An 18,758-nucleotide genomic window follows, 5' to 3' on the forward strand; every position below is an offset into this window, starting at 1 on the left:
TGGAAGGCCACCCCCATGTGGTGATCGCGATGGGAGCGACCGATGGTCCGAACCGTGTCCACGGACGACGTCCACCAGCACATCAGCGGGGTCTGCTTCAAGACCGGCCCTCCCGGAAAGGTCGGGGCCGAGTCGGAGTGGATGGTCACCGACCCCGCCGACCCCACCGAACCCGTCGATCTCGGCCGCCTCCGCACTCTGCTGGAGGACGGCGGACCCCCGCCCGCGGGCAGCGGGCTCACCTACGAACCCGGCGGACAGCTCGAACTGAGCTCGCCCGCCCTTCCGGGCCCGGCACGAGCACACGAGGCCCTCGCCACCGACCTCGCCCACGTCGACAAGCTCCTCGCGGAAGAGGGCCTGCAGGTCCTCGACAGCGCCGTCGACCCCACACGCGCACCGGTCCGGCAACTGCGTACACCCAGGTACACCGCCATGGAGCGTTACTTCGACCACCACCGCCACGCGAGCGGACCGGTCATGATGTGCAGCACCGCCTCGATCCAGGTGTGCCTGGACACCGGAGCCGACCACGACGACCTCACCGCCCGCTGGCAGTTCCTGCACCGCCTCGGTCCCGTGCTGGTCGCCGCCTTCGCCAACTCCCCCGTCTGGCGCGGCCGCCGTACCGGCTGGGNACCCGCCCGGTGTCCGAGGGCGCCGCCGCCGACCCCGTCACCGCCTGGACCGAGTACGCCCTGGCCGCGAACGTCATGGCCCTGACCGCCGAACCCGGCGGTCAGGACGAGTGGATCACCGCACCCGGCTTCACCCTCGCCGAGTGGATCGACGGCGCCGGGCCGCGTCCTCTCACCCTCGGCGACCTCGACTTCCACCTGAGCACCCTCTTCCCGCCCGTGCGCCCCCGCGGCTGGTGGGAACTGCGCATGATCGACGCCGTGCCCTGGCAGTGGTGGCCCGTACCCGTCGCCCTGACGGCCGCCCTCACCGACGAACCCGGCGCACGCGCCATCGCGGAGGAAGCCACCGAACGCCTCAGCGGCGGCCCCGTGCCCGCCTCCGACCTGTGGCTGCGCTCGGCCCGCCCCGGCCTGGAGGACCCCGACCTGGCCGCCTGCGCGCGCGTGTGCTTCGACGCGGCCGCCGAAGCCCTGTCCGTCATGGGATCGGCCGCCCTGGCGGGGCTGGGCGACGACTACGCCGACCAGTACGTCCGGCGCGGGCTCAGCCCCGCCGACACTTGGCCGCACGTGCCCCGGACGCGAACGGCGCCCGCCGGAGGGCGACCGCAGAGCCGCTCCGCAGTGAGGGGAGGAACAGGGTGAACCAGGAACAGGAACGCGCCAAGGAGCGCATCGCCACCGAACTGGACCGCAGCCGCAACCGCAGCAACGGACTCACGCTCGACGCCCTGGACGACGAGGGCCTGCACACCCAGCACTCACCGCTGATGTCACCACTGGTCTGGGACCTGGCGCACGTCGGAAACTACGAGGAACAGTGGCTGCTGCGTGCCGCCGGCGGCAAGGAGGCCCTGCGCCCCGACATCGACGGGCTCTACGACGCCTTCGAGAACCCGCGTTCCGAACGGGTCTCCCTGCCCCTGCTCGACCCCGTCGAAGCCTACGAGTACAACGCCCGCGTACGCCGCGAGGTCCTCGACGTGCTCTCCGGCACCGACCTGGGGCCCGCCGAGGACAACGGGAACGAACGCTCCCTGCTCGATGCCGGGTTCGTCTTCCACATGGTCATCCAGCACGAGCACATGCACGACGAGACCATGCTCGCCACCCACCAGCTCCGGCGTGGTGCACCGGTGCTGCTCGAGCCGGCCCGGGGCGTGCGCTCACTCAAACCACCCGTGCACGAAGAGGTCTACGTCCCGCCGGGCACCTTCACCATGGGCACCGACGAGGACCCGTGGTCCTTCGACAACGAACGCCCGGCCCGAGAGATCCACCTGGACGGTTACTGGATCGACACCCGGCCCGTCACCAACGCCGCCTACATGGACTTCATCGACGACGGCGGCTACGAGAACCGCCGCTGGTGGAGCAAGGAGGGCTGGAAGTGGCGTACCAAGAAGAAGGCGTTCGCACCCGGGTTCTGGAAACGGGAGGCCCAGGGATGGTCGCGGCGCCGCTTCGGACGCCAGGAGGTCGTCCCGCCCGACGAACCCGTCCAGCACGTGTCCTTCTACGAGGCCCAGGCCTACGCCGCCTGGGCGGGCAAGCGCCTGCCCAGCGAGGCCGAGTGGGAGAAGGCCGCCCGCTGGGACCCGGCCGCCGGCACCTCCCACCGCTACCCGTGGGGCGATGAGGAACCCGGTTCCCGCCACGCCAACCTCGGCCAGCGCACCCTCGGACCGGCACCCGCCGGACGCCACCCCGAGGGGACCTCGCCACTGGGGGTGCAGCAGCTCATCGGCGACGTGTGGGAGTGGACCTCCACGACCTTCCACGGGTACCCGGGGTTCGAGGCCTTCCCGTACCCCGAGTACTCCGAGGTCTTCTTCGACGACGGACACAAGGTCCTGCGGGGCGGTTCCTGGGCCACCCACCCCACCGCGGTGCGGTCCACGTTCCGCAACTGGGACCACCCGGTCCGGCGGCAGATCTTCAGCGGCTTCCGCTGCGCACGGAACGCCGGCGAGACCTGATGTGCCGCCACCTCGCCTACCTGGGGCCGCCGCGTACCCTGCACGAACTGCTGTACGCGGCGCCCCACTCGCTGCACGTCCAGTCGTGGGCGCCGCGTGCGCAGTGCCACGGCACCGTCAACGCCGACGGGTTCGGGGTGGGCTGGTACCCCGGATCCGCCGCGCCCGAACAGGTGGAGGAGACCGAACCGGGCCGGGAGGGCCCGCCCGAGCCGCTGCGGTACCGGCGGGCCATGCCCATGTGGGGTGACGCCTCCTTCGCCGACGCCGCCCACGCGATCACCTCCGGGTGCGTGGTCGCGGCGGTGCGGGACGCCACCATCGGGTTCGGTTCGGAGGAGTCCGGCGCCCAACCCTTCCGCGCCGACACCCTGCTGTTCAGCCACAACGGAGCGGTCAAGGACGACAGCGCGCTCGTCGACGCCTTCGCCGCGCCCCCGCCCGAGGGGGTCCTGGACGCCCGCGCGCCCGTCGACTCCGCGCCCCTGTTCGCGCACACCGTGCGCACCTGGCGCGGTTCGGGCGACCTGCCGGGCGCCCTGGCCGCCGTGGTCCGACAGGCCCGGGAACGTTCCGAGGGTCGCTACAACCTGCTCGCCTCCGACGGCCGGTCCCTGGCCGCGACCGCCGCGGGCGACACCCTGTACACCCTCGACGAGCCCGGGGGAGGGGTCTTCGTGGCCTCCGAACCCTTCGACGACACGACCGGCTGGCGTGAGGTGCCCGAGGGCTCCCTCGTCGTGGCCACCCGGGACGGGACCCGGATCCACCCCATCGGCTGATCCGACCCTCCACCACCGGCACCCGAGGAGGCGCCATGTTCCGCATCGACCGCAACCTGACCACCGACGACCTCGGCAAGGCCCTGCGCAAGGACGTGGCAGAGGGACTCACCTCCCGGCCCAAACAGCTGCCGCCCAAATGGTTCTACGACGCCCACGGCAGCGCCCTGTTCGAGGAGATCACCCGCCTGCCCGAGTACTATCCGACCCGCGCCGAGAAGGAGATCCTCGCGCGCCACGTCGACGAGATCGCCGCGGCCGCCGAGGCCTCGGCCCTCATCGAACTCGGCTCGGGATCCGGACTCAAGACCCGGTTGCTGCTGGAGGCCCTGGAACGGCACGGCGGCCTCACCCGTTTCGTCCCCGTCGACGTCAGCGGGGAATTCCTGGCCGAGTCCGCCGCCGCCCTGGCCGAGTCCCATCCCCGCACGGACGTGCACGCCGTGGTCGGCGACTTCGAGGAACACCTCGGGCTCCTGCCGGTCTCGGAGAGCGGCGGACGCCAGCTCCTGGCCGTCCTCGGGTCCACCATCGGCAACCAGGTCCCCGACCGCCGCGCGGTGTTCCTGCGTGACATCCACGGGGTGCTCGAGACCGGTGACCGGCTCCTGCTCGGCGCCGACCTGGTCAAGGACCCCGACCGCCTCGTGGCCGCCTACGACGACGCCCAGGGGGTCACCGCAGCCTTCGACCGCAACGTCCTGACCGTCATCAACCGGGAACTGGGCGCCGATTTCGACACCGGCGCGTTCGACCACGTGGCCCGGTGGAACAGCGAGCGGGAATGGATCGAGATGCGCCTGCGCTCGCGCCGCGACCAGACGGTGCGCGTGGCCGACCTCGACCTGTCCGTGCACTTCGCCGAGGGGGAGGAGATGCTCACCGAGATCTCCGCGAAATTCCGGCGCGAGGGGCTCGCCGGCGAGCTCGAAGCGGCCGGGTTCACCCCCGAACACTGGTGGACCGACCCCGACGGCGACTTCGCCCTCGTGCTCGCGATCGCGGATTGAGTTCTCTCCGGCCCGGGCCCGGACAGGGATCCCCGGGGCGGGGCGATGCTCGAGATGTGCTCTTCCGCCCACCGGTTCCTGGACGGCCCCGGCCCCCGCCTCCGTTACGGTTGGATCCGTGTTCAAGGTAGGAGTTTTCGGCGCCGACGGGCGCATGGGGTCAGAGGTCGTCGCGGCAGTCCGGGCCGCCGACGACATGGAACTCGTCGCGGGCGTGGACGCCACCGACGGCCGGGAAGCGGTGCAGGGGGCCGACTACGTCGTCGACTTCACCCACCCCGACGCGGTGATGGACAACCTGGAGTGGCTCATCGACCACGGGATCCACGCGGTCGTGGGCACCAGCGGTTTCGACGAGGCACGCCTGGAGCGGGTACGCGCGATGCAGGCCGCAAAACCCGGCGCGAAGGTGCTCATCGCCCCGAACTTCGGTATCGCCGCGGTTCTGATGATGCACTTCGCGCAGAAGGCGGCGCCCTACTTCGAGAGCACCGAGATCATCGAACTGCACCATCCCAACAAGGCCGACGCCCCCAGCGGCACCGCCTACCGCACCGCGGAACTGATCGCCGAGGCCCGCCGCGAGGCCGGCACCGACCCGATGCCCGACGCCACCACCTCCGAGATCCCCGGAGCCCGAGGTGCCGACGTGGACGGTGTGCGTGTGCACTCGCTGCGTCTGGCCGGGCTCATCGCCCACCAGGAGATCGTCTTCGGTACCTCCGGCGAGAGCTTCAAGATCCGCCACGACTCGATGAACCGGGCCTCCTTCATGCCCGGTGTGCTCCTGGGTGTGCGCCGCGTCGCGGACCTGCCCGAGCCGCTCACCCTCGGCCTGGAGTCCCTGCTCGGCCTCGAATAGGGCCGGCCCTCCACCGCGTTCGGTTCCGAGGCGGAACAGATCCCGAAGACCCGGCCCCGGGTCCGCACCGCGCGGACCCGGGGCCCTTCTCATGCGCTGCGCCTGCAGGTGAGGAAGATCTGCGTCTCGGGCGGGGCCCCCTCGGCCGGTTCGTAGGAGAGGACCCGCTCGTCCTCGACGGCCAGGCCGGCCTCCTCGACCACCGTTCGCAGCTCCTCGCGCCCGTAACCCGTGACCCGTATCCGCCGGCCCACGAAGGGGATCGGGGTGTCGTCGGCCTCCGACTCGACCATCGACAGGCACAACACCCCGCCGGGCACGAGCGCCGCGCGGATCCGCCCGAGCGCGGCGGGGATCTGTGCCTTGGGCAGGCACAGCAGCGAGAAGAACGCCACGATCGCGTCGTAGCGGTGCTCGTCCGGGGCCAGATCCATGATGTCGGCCTGCACGAACTCGGCCCCGGGCACGTTGCCGCGTGCGAGCTCGAGCATGCGCGGGGAGATCTCGAACCCCCTCACCCGCGCCCCGGCCCGGACCAGCCGGCGGGCGGTGGGCAGACCGGTGCCCGACCCCAGGTCGAGTACGCGGCCGCCCGGAGGCAGCAGGCCGACCAGCCGCCGGGTGTGTTCCTCCTGGCCTTCCTTGCGGGGGAAGGCCTCGTCGTAGCGTTTTCCGATGGCGTCGAAGGCCTCGGCCTGGAGGCGGGAACGTTCGGCCCAGGCCTCGGTCCCGGGGCAGAGGTGCGGGTCGCTGTGGTCCGTGGTCACGCTCGTGGCGTTCCTTCCCGATCGGCGTGGAGGGGACGTCAGACTAGTCCGTGTGAGGCCGTCGGGGGAGGGGCGCGGCTCAGTCGAACACCGGCCGTCCGTCTTCCAGGTAGAGCGGACCACGGCCGGGAGCGACCTCCAGGGCCGCGGCCATACGGCGGGCGGTGTGGGACGGCAGCAGGTCGTGGAGGCGTCCGGGCGCCACCCACGCCCACTCGGTCAGCTCCTCCGCGGGCAGGCGGACACCGGCTTCGTCGGGCGCGGCCACGTGGAAGAGCCACTGGACCGCGGCCGTGCGCGGGGGACGCGCCGGAACCCAGTCGACCACCGCGGGCCCCAACACGCGGGCCCGTACGCCGAGCTCCTCGTGCAGTTCGCGGCGGCACGCGGCCAACGGGGACTCGCCGGCCTCGATGATGCCGCCCGGAACACCCCAGCCACGCGCACCGTAGGCGCGCCGCACCAGCATCACCCCGCCGCGCCCCGAACGGATCACCGCGCCCGCGGCGCCCCGGGTGGCCGGCAGGGACGCGTAGAAGGCCGCAGCCTCCACGTCGTCGGAGAAGTCCTGGTCCTGTTCACCCACACGACGTGTCTATCCCAGAAGCAGGGCCACGGAGAAGAGCACACCGAAGGCCATCTGCAGCTTTCCGGTCTCCCCCAGGCCCAGGACCAGGTCGCGGCCGACTTGCCCGCCCAGGACCCGCCGCACCGGCGGCACGGCCAACGGCACCGACAGCAGCACCAGCGGTGCCCACCACGAGACGGGTGTGAGCGCCAGCGCGAACGCGTAGGAGGCCACGATCGCCCCCGCGTACAGGCGACGGGTCCCGGTCCCGCCCAGGCGCACCGCCAGCGTGATCTTGCCGGTCTCCCGGTCGGTGGGGATGTCGCGCAGGTTGTTGATGATCAGCACCGAGCAGGACAGCAGGCCGACCGGGACCGACGCCACCCACGCCTGCCAGGGCGCCGACCCCAGTTGGACGAACACCGTGCCGACCACGGCCACCGCGCCGAAGAACACGAACACCGACACCTCGCCCAGCCCCCGGTAGCCGTAGGGGGAATTCCCGCCGGTGTAGTACCAGGCGGCGGCGATCGCGGCCGCGCCGAGGAGCAGCAGCCACCACGAGGAGGTGGCCACCAGCACCAGGCCGATCACACCCGCGAACGCGAAGCTCCCCAGAGCCGCCGCCAGCACGTGATTGGGCCGGGCCAGACCGGTCGCGGTCAGGCGGGTGGGCCCGGTGCGTTCCTCGGTGTCGGTGCCCTTGACCCCGTCGCTGTAGTCGTTGGCGAAGTTCACACCGACCTGCAGGGAGAGCGAGACCAGCAGGGCCAGCAGCGCCTTCCACCAGACGAACCCGCCCAGGGAGAAGACCAGGGCGGTCCCGGCCGCCACCGGGACGACCGAGTTCGGCAGCGTGCGGGGGCGCATCCCCGAGACCCATTCTCCGACCGTGGCCACGCTCAGGACTCCTTGCACATGCGACGAGGCGCCCCGCCGCGCGACCATGCGCGTTCAGGCAGGACGTGTGGGACAACCCCCTCACGTTAGTGCGTCCGGTGAGCGGTGCCGACGCAGGCAGGGCCCGAAGGCGGGCGCGGCCGGGATGTTCCTAGACGGCGGGAACCCCGGCATGCAGCCGCACCATCGGCAGCAGTGGTCCGAGGTCGATCTCACGCCGGGCGCCGTCGGCGCGCCAGCCCGCCGACTCGAAGAAGGAGCGCAGCGGGTTGTCCTGTTCGGCCACCCACACGTGCACCGTGGTGAAGCCGTCCTCGGCCACATGGTCCACACACGCGTTGACCAGACGGCTCCCGTGCCCCTGCCGCGTCCTCTCGGGATCCACGTGCAGGGCGAAGACCTCCGCGTCCGTGGCCGGCCACAGGTCCGGGTCGCCGGCCGGGCCCAGAGCGGCGAAACCGGTGACGGTGCGCACACCGTCGACCTCGTCCGTGGCCACCACGAGCCGGTGCTTGGAGGTCGGCGGAGAGCCCAGGGCCGCCTTCCACTGCTCGGTGAAGTTCGCGCGGGCCTCGGGCGAAGCCATCTCCGCGCTCACCTCCTCGGGCAGCAGAGGGCCGTACAGGGCCTGCCAGGAGGCCACCTGCAGGTCGACGATGCGCTCGACGTCCCCGCTGCGGGCAGGCCGGACGAATTGGGCGGTGGACACGGATGGCCTCCTGGGAGGGGTGGGGCCGAAGCGGTCACAGGTACTCCGGCGCGAGTGACACGACACCGGAGTTTCCCGACCTTGCCAAGGCATGGGAACATCTATCTCGTGAGCCTCATTATCAGAGTTATCGCGAACGCACTCGCCCTTTGGGCGGCTGTATTCCTGATCAACGGCATCCATGTCGGCGCCCAGGACACGACCGGGCAGATCGTCGTCTACCTCGCGGTGGGTGCGATCTTCGGTGTGGTCAACGCGGTCATCAAACCGATCGTCAAAACGGTCGGGTGCTTGTTCTACGCGCTGACCCTCGGCCTCATCGGCCTGCTCGTGAACGCGCTCCTGTTCCTGCTCACGGAGTGGATCGCGGGGCTGTTCGACATCCCCTTCCGGATCGACACCTTCTGGGACGCCTTCCTCGGAGCGATCGTCGTCGCCGTGGTCAGCTTCCTGATCAGCATCGTCCTGCCGGACAAACAGGACGACTAGGGTGGGCGGAATCAGGAACCCAGGGCCGTCCCCGACAGAGAACCCGTAGCACCCTTCGGGGTGCGGCCCGGGCCGACGCCACGACTGGCACCGGCCCGGGTCGGGTAGGTTCACACTCCGTGGCCTCCAACCTCGACCCACGAGGACCGAGGTCCGCCGCCCGCGCTCTGCGCGGCGGCCCACATACAGATACAGGGCTCGTTCGGCAGGTGTCCGCCGCCGTTCACCGCATCTGCCGAACAGGCCCCGGCCCCGCCGAGCAGGCGAGGGCGCAGAGATCTTCCCCGTGACCGGGCCGTCAGAGCCGGTCGCGGTGGCGGTACGCGGTACCGCTCTTTCCGTACGCGAACCCATCCGTACGGCCCGACCCACCCGCAGATTCGACGCACATTGAGAGGAGGAGGGGCTCAGAGGACCCCGCCCTCGGCGGTGGTCCACGGCCTTTCACACGCGATGGTCGAAAACCAGAACCGCCCGTTCGGCAAGATGCTGACCGCCATGGTCACCCCGATGCTCGAGGACGGCGAGATCGACTACGAGGGGGCGGCCAGACTCGCCACCTACCTCGTCGACGAGCAGAGCAACGACGGACTCATCATCAGCGGCACCACCGGTGAGTCTCCCACCACCAGCGACGACGAGAAGGACCGCCTCCTTCGCTCCGTCGTCGAAGCCGTCGGCGACCGTGCCACCATCGTGGCCGGTGTCGGCACCAACGACACCCGCCACAGCCTCAAGTTGGCCCGTGCCGCCGAGGAGGCCGGCGCGCACGGCCTGCTCGCGGTGACGCCGTACTACAACAAGCCCCCGCAGGAGGGGCTGGTGCGGCACTTCACCTCCATCGCCGACGCCACAGAGCTCCCGGTGATGCTCTACGACATCCCGCACCGCACCGGCACGCCGATCGCGTCCGAGACGCTCGTGCGCCTGGCGGAGCACCCGCGGATCGTGGCCAACAAGGACGCCAAGGACAACCTCGGCGCGAGCTCCTGGGTCATGGAACGCACCGACCTGGCCTTCTACTGCGGCACCGACATCCTCAACCTGCCGACGCTGTCCGTCGGCGGCGCCGGGTTCGTCAGTGTCGTCGGCCACATCGTCGGCAGCGACCTCAAGGACATGATCGACGCGTTCGACGCTGGCGAGGTCGCCCAGGCCCTGGCCATCCACCGCCGCCTGACGCCGGTCTACACGGGCATCTTCCGCACGCAGGGCGTCATCACCGTCAAGTCCGTCCTGAACCTGTTCGGACTGCCCTCCGGCCCGGTGCGCACCCCGCTGGCCGACGCCTCCTCGGAGCTGCAGGCCCTGCTGCGCGAGGACCTGGCCGCCGCCGGTGTGAAGGGGCCCATCGGCCTCGCCCCGCACCAGGCCGTCCCGGCCAGTGCGGTCAACGTCGAGCGTCTCGCGGAGGGATCGGTATGAGTCACCCGCACCCCGAGCTGAGCTCGCCCCCGCCCCTGGGCAAGGGCGCCCTGCGCGTCGTCGCACTGGGCGGTCTCGGCGAGATCGGCCGCAACATGACCGTGTTCGAGTACGGCGGCCGCCTGCTGATCGTCGACTGCGGTGTGCTCTTCCCCGAGGAGGAGCAGCCCGGCGTCGACCTCATCCTCCCGGACTTCGACCACATCCGGGACCGTCTCGACGACATCGAGGCGATCGTGCTCACCCACGGGCACGAGGACCACATCGGCGGTGTGCCGTTCCTGCTGCGTGAGCGCCCCGACATCCCGCTCGTGGGTTCCAAGCTCACCCTGGCGCTCATCACCGCCAAGCTCGGCGAGCACCGCATCAAGCCCGAGACGGTGCTGGTCGAGGAAGGCCAGCGCCAGGACTTCGGCCCCTTCGACCTGGAGTTCTTCTCGGTCAACCACTCCATCCCGGACGCCTTGGCCGTGGGCATCCGGACGCCGGGCGGCAGCGTGCTGCACACCGGTGACTTCAAGATGGACCAGCTGCCGCTCGACGGGCGCCTGACCGACCTGGCCGGGTTCTCCCGCTTCGGCGACGAGGGCGTGGACCTGCTGCTGTCGGACTCCACCAACGCCGAGCAGCCCGGCTTCGTCGTCAGCGAGCGCGACCTCAACGAGGACATCGAGAAGGTCTTCCGCACCGCCGACAAGCGCATCGTGGTCGCCTGTTTCGCCTCGCACGTGCACCGCGTCCAGCAGGTGATCGACGCCGCCTCCCAGCACGGGCGCAAGATCGCCTTCGTGGGCCGCTCGATGGTGCGCAACATGAACATCGCCCGGGACCTGGGCTACCTCAGCATCCCCGGCGACACCATCATCGACGTCAAACAGCTCGACAAGATGCGGCCGAACGAGGCCGTGCTGATCTGCACCGGGTCGCAGGGCGAACCCATGTCGGCACTGAGCCGCATGGCCAGCCGCGACCACCAGATCCGCATCGAGGAGGGCGACACCATCCTGCTCGCCTCGTCGCTGATCCCGGGCAACGAGAACTCCGTCAACCGGGTCATCAACGGCCTCACCCGCTGGGGCGCCAACATCGTGCACAAGGGCAACGCCCTGGTGCACGTGTCGGGCCACGCCTCCGCCGGCGAGCTGCTGTACATCCTCAACATGGTGCGCCCGCGCAACTTCATGCCGGTGCACGGCGAGTGGCGCCACATGCGCGCCCATGCCGAGCTGGCCAAGAAGACCGGCGTGTCCGATGACCGCATCGTCATCGCCGAGGACGGCGTGGTCGTGGACGTGTACAAGAACCGCGCCAAGATCGTGGGCGCGGTCCAGGCCGGCTATGTCTACGTCGACGGTTCCTCGGTGGGCGACGTCACCGACGCCGCACTCAAGGACCGCCGCATCCTCGGCGAAGAGGGCTTCATCTCCGTCGTCCTGGCCGTGGACTCCAACACCGGCAAGATCCTGGGCGAGCCGGAGATCCACACCCGCGGCGCGGGGCTCAAACCCGACGCCTTCGACGACGTCATCGACAAGCTCCAGGACGCGCTGGACAAGGCCGCCTCCGACGGGGTCAACGACCCCCACCAGCTGAGGCAGCTCGTGCGGCGCAACGCGGGCCGGTGGGTCAACGAGACCTACCGCCGCCGTCCGATGATCATCCCGGTGCTGGTCGAAGTCTGAGGACCGGGTTCTTCGGACTCGCTCCGCCCCCGGCAGCCCCTCGTTCCGGAGGGCCCGCACACGGGTCCTCCGGAGCCCTGGAGGGGCGCTCCGAACCACCCCTGGTGACCCCTGGGGCCGAGCCCCCGGGGTCGGGGCAGCGCTCGCGGCTCGGACCCGCNCGGGACGACACGCCGTGCCCGTTCCGTGCGCCGGGTGGACAGCTTCAGTAGGCTTCCCGCCGTGCCGGGCCGGTGTGTCCGGTTCCCGAACCCGCCGTCCCCTGGAGGTGACCCCCGATGCCCGCGCGTGCCTCCTCCGGCGGCTCCTCACGCAAGAAGTCCGGCGGGCGTTCTTCGTCTGCGAAGAAGCGCATGCCCGAGGGGCCGATCGTCTTCGCCTTCTCCATGTTCGGCCAGTTCCTCGTGGTTCTGTGGAAGGTCATCGCGCACACCGTGGGCGGGGTCGCCCGCGCGGTCGGGCGCGGGGCACGCGACCTCGACCCCGACCTGCGCCGTGACGGCATCGGCCTGCTGCTGCTCGCCTCCGGTGTGCTCATCGCTGCCGCCGTGTGGTGGCAGAGCGAGGGGCCCCTGCTGGAGTACACCCGGCTCGTGGTCATGGGCGCGTTCGGCGCCTTCTCACCGATCCTGCCACTGCTGTTCCTGCCGATCGCCGTCAAGCTCATGCGTACCCCCGGAACCGCCAAACCCGGCGACGGCGGCCGCCTGGCGATCGGGTTCATCGCGATCATGCTGGGCCTGCTCGGGCTCATCCACATCGCCCACGGTGTTCCCCAGCCCGCCGAGGGCCCCGAGGCCCTGCAGACCTCCGGCGGGCTCATCGGTTTCATCGCCTCCGGCCCGTTGAGCATGGTCATCACCCCCACACTCACCGCCGTGCTGCTGGTGCTCGTGCTGATCTTCGGCATTCTCGTGGTGACCTCCACGCCCGTCCGGCGTGTCCCAGAGCGCCTGCAGACCCTCTTCGGCGCGCTGCTGGAACGCGATGGCGGCCCGGACTCGGGCATCGGGATCCTCGGCGCCGACGAGGAGGAACCCAAGCAGCGCAAGCGCAAGCCCAAGGCGAAACCCACCGGCTCGACCGTGGCGGGCGACCACGAACGCCCCTACGACACCCCCGTGCTCCCGGAGAGCCCCGAACCCCTCGCCCCCGCCCTGACCGATGGGCACGAGGCCAAGGACAAGCCCGCCAAGGGCAAGCGCAAGAAGAACGAGACCCCGGACCCCACCCCGGCCCCCGCCGCCACCGAGCAGCTGTCCATCCCCTCCCGTGTGGTCGAGGGCGACTACGAGCTGCCGGCCCCGCCCATGCTCAAGCCCGGCTCGCCCAGCAAGGAGCGGACCAAGGCCAACGACGACATCGTCAGTGCGCTCTCCGGGGTCATGGGCCAGTTCAAGATCGATGCCGACGTCACCGGGTTCACCCGCGGGCCCACGGTCACGCGTTACGAGATCGAGCTCGGCCCGGCCGTCAAGGTCGAGAAGGTCACCGCGCTGACGAAGAACATCTCGCTCGCGGTCAAGAGCGCCGACGTGCGTATCCAGTCGCCCATCCCCGGCAAGTCCGCGATCGGTGTGGAGATCCCCAACACCGACAAGGACATAGTGAGTCTGGGAGACGTCCTGGGCTCGTCCTCGGCCACGTCCGACGACCACCCCATGCTCGTGGGCCTGGGCAAGGACGTCGAGGGCACCAATGTCGTGGCCAACCTGGCCAAGATGCCGCACGTGCTGGTGGCGGGTGCCACCGGCGCCGGTAAGTCGACCTGCATCAACGGGCTCATCACCTCGCTCATGATGCGCTCCACCCCCGACGAGGTGCGCATGATCCTGGTCGACCCCAAGCGGGTCGAGCTGACCATGTACGAGGGCATCCCGCACCTGATCACCCCGATCATCACCAGCCCCAAGAAGGCCGCCGAAGCCCTCCAGTGGGTCGTGGGTGAGATGGACCGGCGTTACGACGACCTGGCCGCCTCCGGCTACCGCCACATCGACGACTTCAACGCCGCGGTGCGCGCCGGCGAGCTCAAGGCCCCGCCCGGCAGCGAACGCGAGTACGAGCCGTACCCGTACCTGCTGGTCATCGTCGACGAGCTCGCCGACCTGATGATGGTCGCCCCCCGCGACGTCGAGGACGCCGTCGTCCGCATCACCCAGCTCGCCCGAGCCGCCGGCATCCACCTGGTGCTGGCCACCCAGCGCCCCAGCGTCGACGTCGTCACCGGCCTGATCAAGGCCAACGTGCCCTCGCGGCTGGCCTTCGCCACCTCCAGCCTCTCCGACAGCCGGGTCATCCTCGACCAGCCCGGCGCGGAGAAACTCGTGGGCAAGGGCGACGCGCTCTTCTTGCCGATGGGCGCGGGCAAACCCATCCGTCTGCAGAACGCCTGGGTGGGGGAGAAGGAGATCCGCGGGGTCGTCGAGCACTGCAAGAAGCAGTCCGAACCCAGTTACCGCGAGGACGTGGCGGCGCCCCAGGGGCCCAAGAAGGAGATCGACGAGGAGATCGGTGACGACCTCGACCTGCTGTTGCAGGCGACCGAGCTGGTGGTGACCACCCAGTTCGGCTCCACCTCGATGCTCCAGCGCAAGCTCCGTGTGGGTTTCGCCAAGGCCGGACGCCTGATGGACCTCATGGAGAGCCGCGACGTGGTGGGCCCCAGCGAGGGCTCCAAGGCCCGCGACGTGCTCGTGCAGCCCGACGACCTGCCGCAGGTGCTCGCCGACATCCGAGGGGGCTGACCCGCGCGGCCGACCGCACTCTCCACGGTTGCTGAACCAGAAACATCCGATTTGGTGCACTCTTGGGCGCTTCATGGGCGTGGTGCCCTGCACCTTTCGGCGCTTGGTAGCAGAGTGGGATCAGGCAACCACAATGAGTCGCGGGGAGTGTGCATGGCGACGATCGGACAGAGTCTGTCCGCCGCCCGGATCGCGGCGGGCTACACGATCGCGGATCTCAGTACCCGGACGCGCATCAGGCCCAAGGTCCTCAACGGGATCGAGGAGGAGGACTTCGTCCCCTGCGGCGGGGATTTCTACGCCCGAGGCCACATCCGCAGCCTCTGCCGGGTCCTCGGCCTGGATCCCGAGCCGCTCCTGGCCGAGTTCGACCAGGAACACGCCGGTCACGGAGCACCGGTCTTCGTGCCCCTGCCGCGCCACGTGGCGGGGTCGCCCGCCACCGTCCGGATCGCGGCGGCCGCGCGGGAACAGGCCGAGGAGCTCCCGGAGGAGGGGGACGAGCCCATGGCGGGCCCGCCGCCCCGGCGCATCATCGACGACACCGAACCGGACGCCGGGGCCGCCCGGCCCAACCACTTCGAACGGGACCAGAACCCGTACCGGTCCGTTCAGGACAACCGCTCCAAGAAGAGAAGCAGACCCGAACAAGAACCGGTGCCCGCTCCGAGAGGACGGCACCGCACCCGGGGACACGCGGAGAAGGGCGCCGGCGCTGAACGGCGCTCACCGCGCCCGATCATCACCGGCACCGACGCCCCCAGCAGCAGGGGAGAGGCGGTCCGCCGCCACTGGCCCTGGGCCCTGGTCGCGGCCGTGGTCCTGGTCGGTGCCGTCGTCGGGGTCCGCGCCTGGAACGGCGAGGAGACCAACCCGCTGCGCACCGCCCTGGAAGCCATGCGGGACGACGACGGCACCGTCGACTCCTCGGCCGGCACCGGCGAGACCGGCGGGGAGGACGAGACGCACGTCGACCCGGCCGGGGACGCAGTGCCCGAGCCCCTCGGGACCAAGAACACGCACACCTCCGAGCCGGCCGAGGAGGAGGAACCCGCCGAGTTCACCGTCCGGCTGACCGCAGGCGAACGCATCTGGATCCAGGTCACCGGCGAGGGCGACGGGAACGGGGACACGGCCGAGGCCGCGGAGGAGAACGGGACCGAAGGCGAGGAGGACCTCTTCACCGGCTTCCTGGCCGAGGGCGAGTCGTGGGAGCACACCGGCGAGGACCGGCTGCGTGTCTGGACCGGCAACGCCGGCGCGGTCACCGTCGGTGTCGACGGCGAGGACATCGGCAGCCCCGGTGAACACGGAGAGGNGAAGTGGGAACAGGGTCCGCACCGCCCACCACGGCGGTGCGGGCCTTCATGTGAGTGGCATGTACCACGGCCGCCGTTCGGGAGAGTGACCCGACCACGGTAGTGTGGAGGGCCGCGGGAGGAGGCGACGCAGCCGAGGCCGCGGCCGGGCGAGACCCAAGGGACCGCACCACGTGCGCCGCGCCGCCCGCACCACTCACAGCTCTCCCACACGCTTGGAAGCCATGTCATCGCGCCGTACTGTCTCACTCGTGACCCTGGGTTGCGCGCGTAACGAGGTCGACTCCGAGGAGCTCGCCGGCCGCCTCGCCGACGGCGGCTGGGACCTTGTCGACGGCGACACCCGGGCCGAGGTGACCGTGGTCAACACCTGCGGCTTCATCGACGCCGCCAAACAGGACTCCATCCAGACCCTGCTGGAAGCGGCCGAAGGCGGTGGCAAGGTCGTCGCCGCGGGGTGCATGGCCGAACGCTACGGCTCCGAACTCGCCGATTCCCTGCCCGAAGCCCAGGTCATCGGTTTCGACGACTACGCGGCCATCACCGACCGCCTCGACGACGTGGTCGAGGGACGCACCCTGGTCCCGCACGACCCCCGCGACCGCCGCGCCCTTCTGCCCATCAGCCCCCTCGACCGTAACGGCTCCCAGGCGCACGTGCCGGGCCACGCCTCCTTCGAGGAGTCGCCGGGCGCCGAGGGCACCGACCTGCCCTACCGCACGAACGTCCCGCGCCGCCGCCTGACGGGCGGCCCCGTCGCCAACCTCAAGATCGCCTCGGGATGCGACCGGCGGTGCACCTTCTGCGCCATCCCCTCCTTCCGCGGCGCCCACGTCTCCCGCCGGCCCGAAGAGGTCGTGCGCGAGGCCCGGTGGCTGGCAGGTGAGGGAGTGCGCGAGGTCTTCCTCCTCAGTGAGGACTCCACCTCCTACGGCAAGGACCTGGGCGACACGCGCGCCCTGGAGACCCTCCTGCCGGCCCTGGCCGCCGTCCAGGGCCTGGACCGCGTCCGGGTGAGTTACCTGCAGCCCGCCGAGGTGCGTCCCGGGCTCGTGGAGACCCTCACCGGTACCCCCGGTGTCGTGCCCTACTTCGATCTGTCCTTCCAGCACGCCAGCGGTCCCCTGCTGTGCCGCATGCGCCGGTTCGGCGACCGCGAGCGTTTCCTGGAGCTGCTGCACACCGTGCGCGAGCGTGCTCCCGAGGCCGGGGCCCGTTCCGACTTCATCGTCGGTTTCCCCGGGGAGAGCGAGGAGGAGTTCGAGGAACTCGTCGCGTTCCTGACCGAGGCGCGCCTGGACGCCATCGGGGTGTTCGGCTACTCCGACGAGGACGGCACCGAGGCCGCAGGGTACGCCGACAAGGTGCCCCAGGAGGTCGTCGACGAGCGTGTGGCACGCCTGACCGACCTGGCCCAGGAACTCATGGCCCAACGCGCGGAGGAGCGTGTGGGCAGCGAGGTCGCCGTCCTGATCGAGGCGGTCCTGGAGGACGGCGCCTACGAGGGCCGTGCCGACCACCAGGCCCCCGGCGTCGACGGCAGCACCATCCTGTACGGGCACGGCCTGGCGGTGGGCGACCTCGTGCGCGCCACCGTCCTGCAGTCCGTCGGTGCCGACCTCGTGGCCGAACAGATCGAGGACGCCGAGAACGACCCCGAGACGGACGGGGAAACCGGAGACAGATGAGCAACCACGATGCCGCGGCCTCGCCCGCTCCCCGAGTGCCGTTGTGGAACATCGCGAACGTGCTCACGGTGAGCCGCCTGATCATGGTGCCGCTCTTCGTGTGGTTCATGTTCCTGGACGGCACGGGGTGGCAGCTGGCGTCCTTCGCCGTGTTCGTGCTGGCCGCCGTCACCGACCGGATCGACGGTGAGCTGGCCCGGCGGCACAACCTCGTCACCGACTTCGGCAAGATCGCCGACCCGATCGCCGACAAGGCCCTCACCGGCGCCGCCCTGGTCGTGCTGTCGGTCCAGGGCGAACTGTGGTGGTGGGTGACCATCGCGATCCTGGCCCGCGAGTGGGGCATCACCGCCCTGCGCTTCGCGGTGATCCGCTACGGCGTCATGCCGGCCGGCAAGGGCGGCAAGCTCAAGACCGTCCTGCAGATCGTCGCGATCAGCATCTACCTGTTCCCGCTGCACCTGTTGCCGCTCACCGCGGCCTTCGTCTGGCTCGCGCACCTGACCATGGGCCTCGCGTTGGCCGTGACCCTGTGGACCGGCGCGATCTACATCGTCGACGCCGTGCGCCTGGCCCGGAAGAAGGGGAGGCCTCGGGGTGAGTGAGCACGGGAGCCCGGAGCTCGCCGGAGCCGCACTGGAGACGGCCGGGGCCGCCCACCGCAGGATGCTGGCGGCCGGCCTCACGTGCGCGACAGCCGAGTCGCTGACCGGCGGGCTCATCGGCGCCCACCTCACCGCCGTTCCCGGGGCCTCGGCCACCTACCGGGGCGGGTTCGTGACCTATGCGACCGATACCAAGGCCACCCTCCTGGGGGTCCCGGAGGACCTCCTGGAGGCCGAGGGGGCCGTGCATCCCGACGTCGCCGCCCACATGGCCCGCGCGGCCCGGCGCCTGGCGGGGGCCGACCTCGGTGTGGCCGTCACCGGGGTCGCCGGACCCGAACCCCAGGGCGGGCAGCCGGTCGGCACCGTCTACGCGGCCGTGGCCGGGACGGGCCGGGAACCGCGGGTCGAACGGTTCCGTTTCACCGGAGACCGTTCGGGTATCCGTTATCGAACGGTAGAGGGTGCGCTCGCGGTCCTGGCCGCAGTGGTTCACGACGAGGTGTCGGAGACCACCCCGGACTGACCCCCGTTCGTGGTTCCTTCCGCCGGACCGAAGGGAACAAAACCACCCCAGGGTTTGGT

At 70.7% G+C, this 18,758-nt stretch carries 16 protein-coding genes and 1 pseudogene; 13 read left to right on the forward strand and 4 right to left on the reverse strand.

The annotated features are described in order from the left end of the window. The first annotated feature begins 42 nt into the window (after window positions 1-42). The 5 genes and pseudogenes from D473_RS25895 (at window position 43) to dapB (ending at window position 5,274) form a co-directional block, all read left to right on the forward strand. Window positions 43-1,286, forward strand: a pseudogene (locus tag D473_RS25895) (glutamate-cysteine ligase family protein). Then, complete coding sequence (gene egtB, locus D473_RS0121580) at window positions 1,283-2,620, forward strand: ergothioneine biosynthesis protein EgtB (RefSeq protein WP_017611120.1); 1,338 nt, start codon at window positions 1,283-1,285, stop codon at window positions 2,618-2,620. Before D473_RS25895 ends, egtB begins: the two are co-directional and overlap by 4 nt. After that, the gene (egtC, locus tag D473_RS0121585; protein WP_017611121.1) at window positions 2,620-3,402 is read left to right on the forward strand and encodes an ergothioneine biosynthesis protein EgtC; all 783 of its coding nucleotides are present in this window, start codon (window positions 2,620-2,622) and stop codon (window positions 3,400-3,402) included. The genes egtB and egtC overlap by 1 nt, the downstream gene beginning before the upstream one ends. Before the next feature lie 35 nt (window positions 3,403-3,437). Then, window positions 3,438-4,412: an L-histidine N(alpha)-methyltransferase gene (gene egtD, locus D473_RS0121590; RefSeq protein ID WP_017611122.1), complete on the forward strand. Its 975-nt coding sequence runs from the start codon at window positions 3,438-3,440 to the stop codon at window positions 4,410-4,412. 118 nt (window positions 4,413-4,530) lie between these two features. After that, on the forward strand, window positions 4,531-5,274 hold the full coding sequence (dapB, locus tag D473_RS0121595; RefSeq protein WP_083918060.1) for a 4-hydroxy-tetrahydrodipicolinate reductase: 744 nt from the start codon (window positions 4,531-4,533) through the stop codon (window positions 5,272-5,274). Between the two features lie 89 nt (window positions 5,275-5,363). On the opposite strand, the gene D473_RS0121600 is transcribed toward dapB, so the two are convergent. The 4 genes from D473_RS0121600 to D473_RS0121615 all read right to left on the reverse strand — a co-directional run bounded on the left by D473_RS0121600 (window position 5,364) and on the right by D473_RS0121615 (window position 8,218). Next, window positions 5,364-6,041 (reverse strand): class I SAM-dependent DNA methyltransferase, encoded by a 678-nt coding sequence (locus D473_RS0121600; protein WP_017611124.1) that lies wholly within the window; start codon window positions 6,039-6,041, stop codon window positions 5,364-5,366. A 79-nt stretch (window positions 6,042-6,120) separates the two neighbouring features. Continuing rightward, on the reverse strand, window positions 6,121-6,627 hold the full coding sequence (locus D473_RS0121605; RefSeq protein ID WP_017611125.1) for an NUDIX domain-containing protein: 507 nt from the start codon (window positions 6,625-6,627) through the stop codon (window positions 6,121-6,123). A 9-nt stretch (window positions 6,628-6,636) separates the two neighbouring features. Further along, on the reverse strand, window positions 6,637-7,509 hold the full coding sequence (locus tag D473_RS0121610; protein ID WP_026127182.1) for a 1,4-dihydroxy-2-naphthoate polyprenyltransferase: 873 nt from the start codon (window positions 7,507-7,509) through the stop codon (window positions 6,637-6,639). Between the two features lie 151 nt (window positions 7,510-7,660). Continuing rightward, complete coding sequence (locus tag D473_RS0121615) at window positions 7,661-8,218, reverse strand: GNAT family N-acetyltransferase (protein WP_017611127.1); 558 nt, start codon at window positions 8,216-8,218, stop codon at window positions 7,661-7,663. A 108-nt stretch (window positions 8,219-8,326) separates the two neighbouring features. Here D473_RS0121615 and D473_RS0121620 point away from each other — a divergent pair, with 108 nt between their 5' ends. The 8 genes from D473_RS0121620 (at window position 8,327) to D473_RS0121655 (ending at window position 18,699) form a co-directional block, all read left to right on the forward strand. After that, window positions 8,327-8,707: a phage holin family protein gene (locus D473_RS0121620; protein WP_017611128.1), complete on the forward strand. Its 381-nt coding sequence runs from the start codon at window positions 8,327-8,329 to the stop codon at window positions 8,705-8,707. 453 nt (window positions 8,708-9,160) lie between these two features. Further along, the gene (gene dapA, locus D473_RS0121625) at window positions 9,161-10,132 is read left to right on the forward strand and encodes a 4-hydroxy-tetrahydrodipicolinate synthase (RefSeq protein ID WP_026127183.1); all 972 of its coding nucleotides are present in this window, start codon (window positions 9,161-9,163) and stop codon (window positions 10,130-10,132) included. Then, window positions 10,129-11,814 carry a ribonuclease J gene (locus D473_RS0121630; protein WP_017611130.1) on the forward strand — a complete coding sequence of 562 codons (1,686 nt, stop codon included), beginning with the start codon at window positions 10,129-10,131 and terminating at the stop codon, window positions 11,812-11,814. Before dapA ends, D473_RS0121630 begins: the two co-directional genes overlap by 4 nt. 278 nt (window positions 11,815-12,092) lie before the next feature. Next, window positions 12,093-14,561: a DNA translocase FtsK gene (locus D473_RS0121635; RefSeq protein WP_026127184.1), complete on the forward strand. Its 2,469-nt coding sequence runs from the start codon at window positions 12,093-12,095 to the stop codon at window positions 14,559-14,561. A gap of 153 nt (window positions 14,562-14,714) precedes the next feature. After that, window positions 14,715-15,983: a helix-turn-helix domain-containing protein gene (locus D473_RS28470; protein ID WP_017611133.1), complete on the forward strand. Its 1,269-nt coding sequence runs from the start codon at window positions 14,715-14,717 to the stop codon at window positions 15,981-15,983. A gap of 121 nt (window positions 15,984-16,104) precedes the next feature. After that, window positions 16,105-17,568 carry a 30S ribosomal protein S12 methylthiotransferase RimO gene (gene rimO / locus D473_RS0121645; protein ID WP_026127185.1) on the forward strand — a complete coding sequence of 488 codons (1,464 nt, stop codon included), beginning with the start codon at window positions 16,105-16,107 and terminating at the stop codon, window positions 17,566-17,568. Continuing rightward, window positions 17,565-18,173, forward strand: a complete 609-nt coding sequence (gene pgsA / locus D473_RS0121650; protein ID WP_017611135.1) for a CDP-diacylglycerol--glycerol-3-phosphate 3-phosphatidyltransferase — start codon at window positions 17,565-17,567, stop codon at window positions 18,171-18,173. The genes rimO and pgsA overlap by 4 nt, the downstream gene beginning before the upstream one ends. Next, entirely contained in the window at window positions 18,166-18,699 is a 534-nt protein-coding gene (locus D473_RS0121655) for a CinA family protein (RefSeq protein WP_017611136.1), read from the forward strand. Before pgsA ends, D473_RS0121655 begins: the two co-directional genes overlap by 8 nt. Window positions 18,700-18,758: the final 59 nt, after the last annotated feature.

The organism is Nocardiopsis xinjiangensis YIM 90004, from assembly GCF_000341145.1.
GTDB lineage: Bacteria > Actinomycetota > Actinomycetes > Streptosporangiales > Streptosporangiaceae > Nocardiopsis > Nocardiopsis xinjiangensis.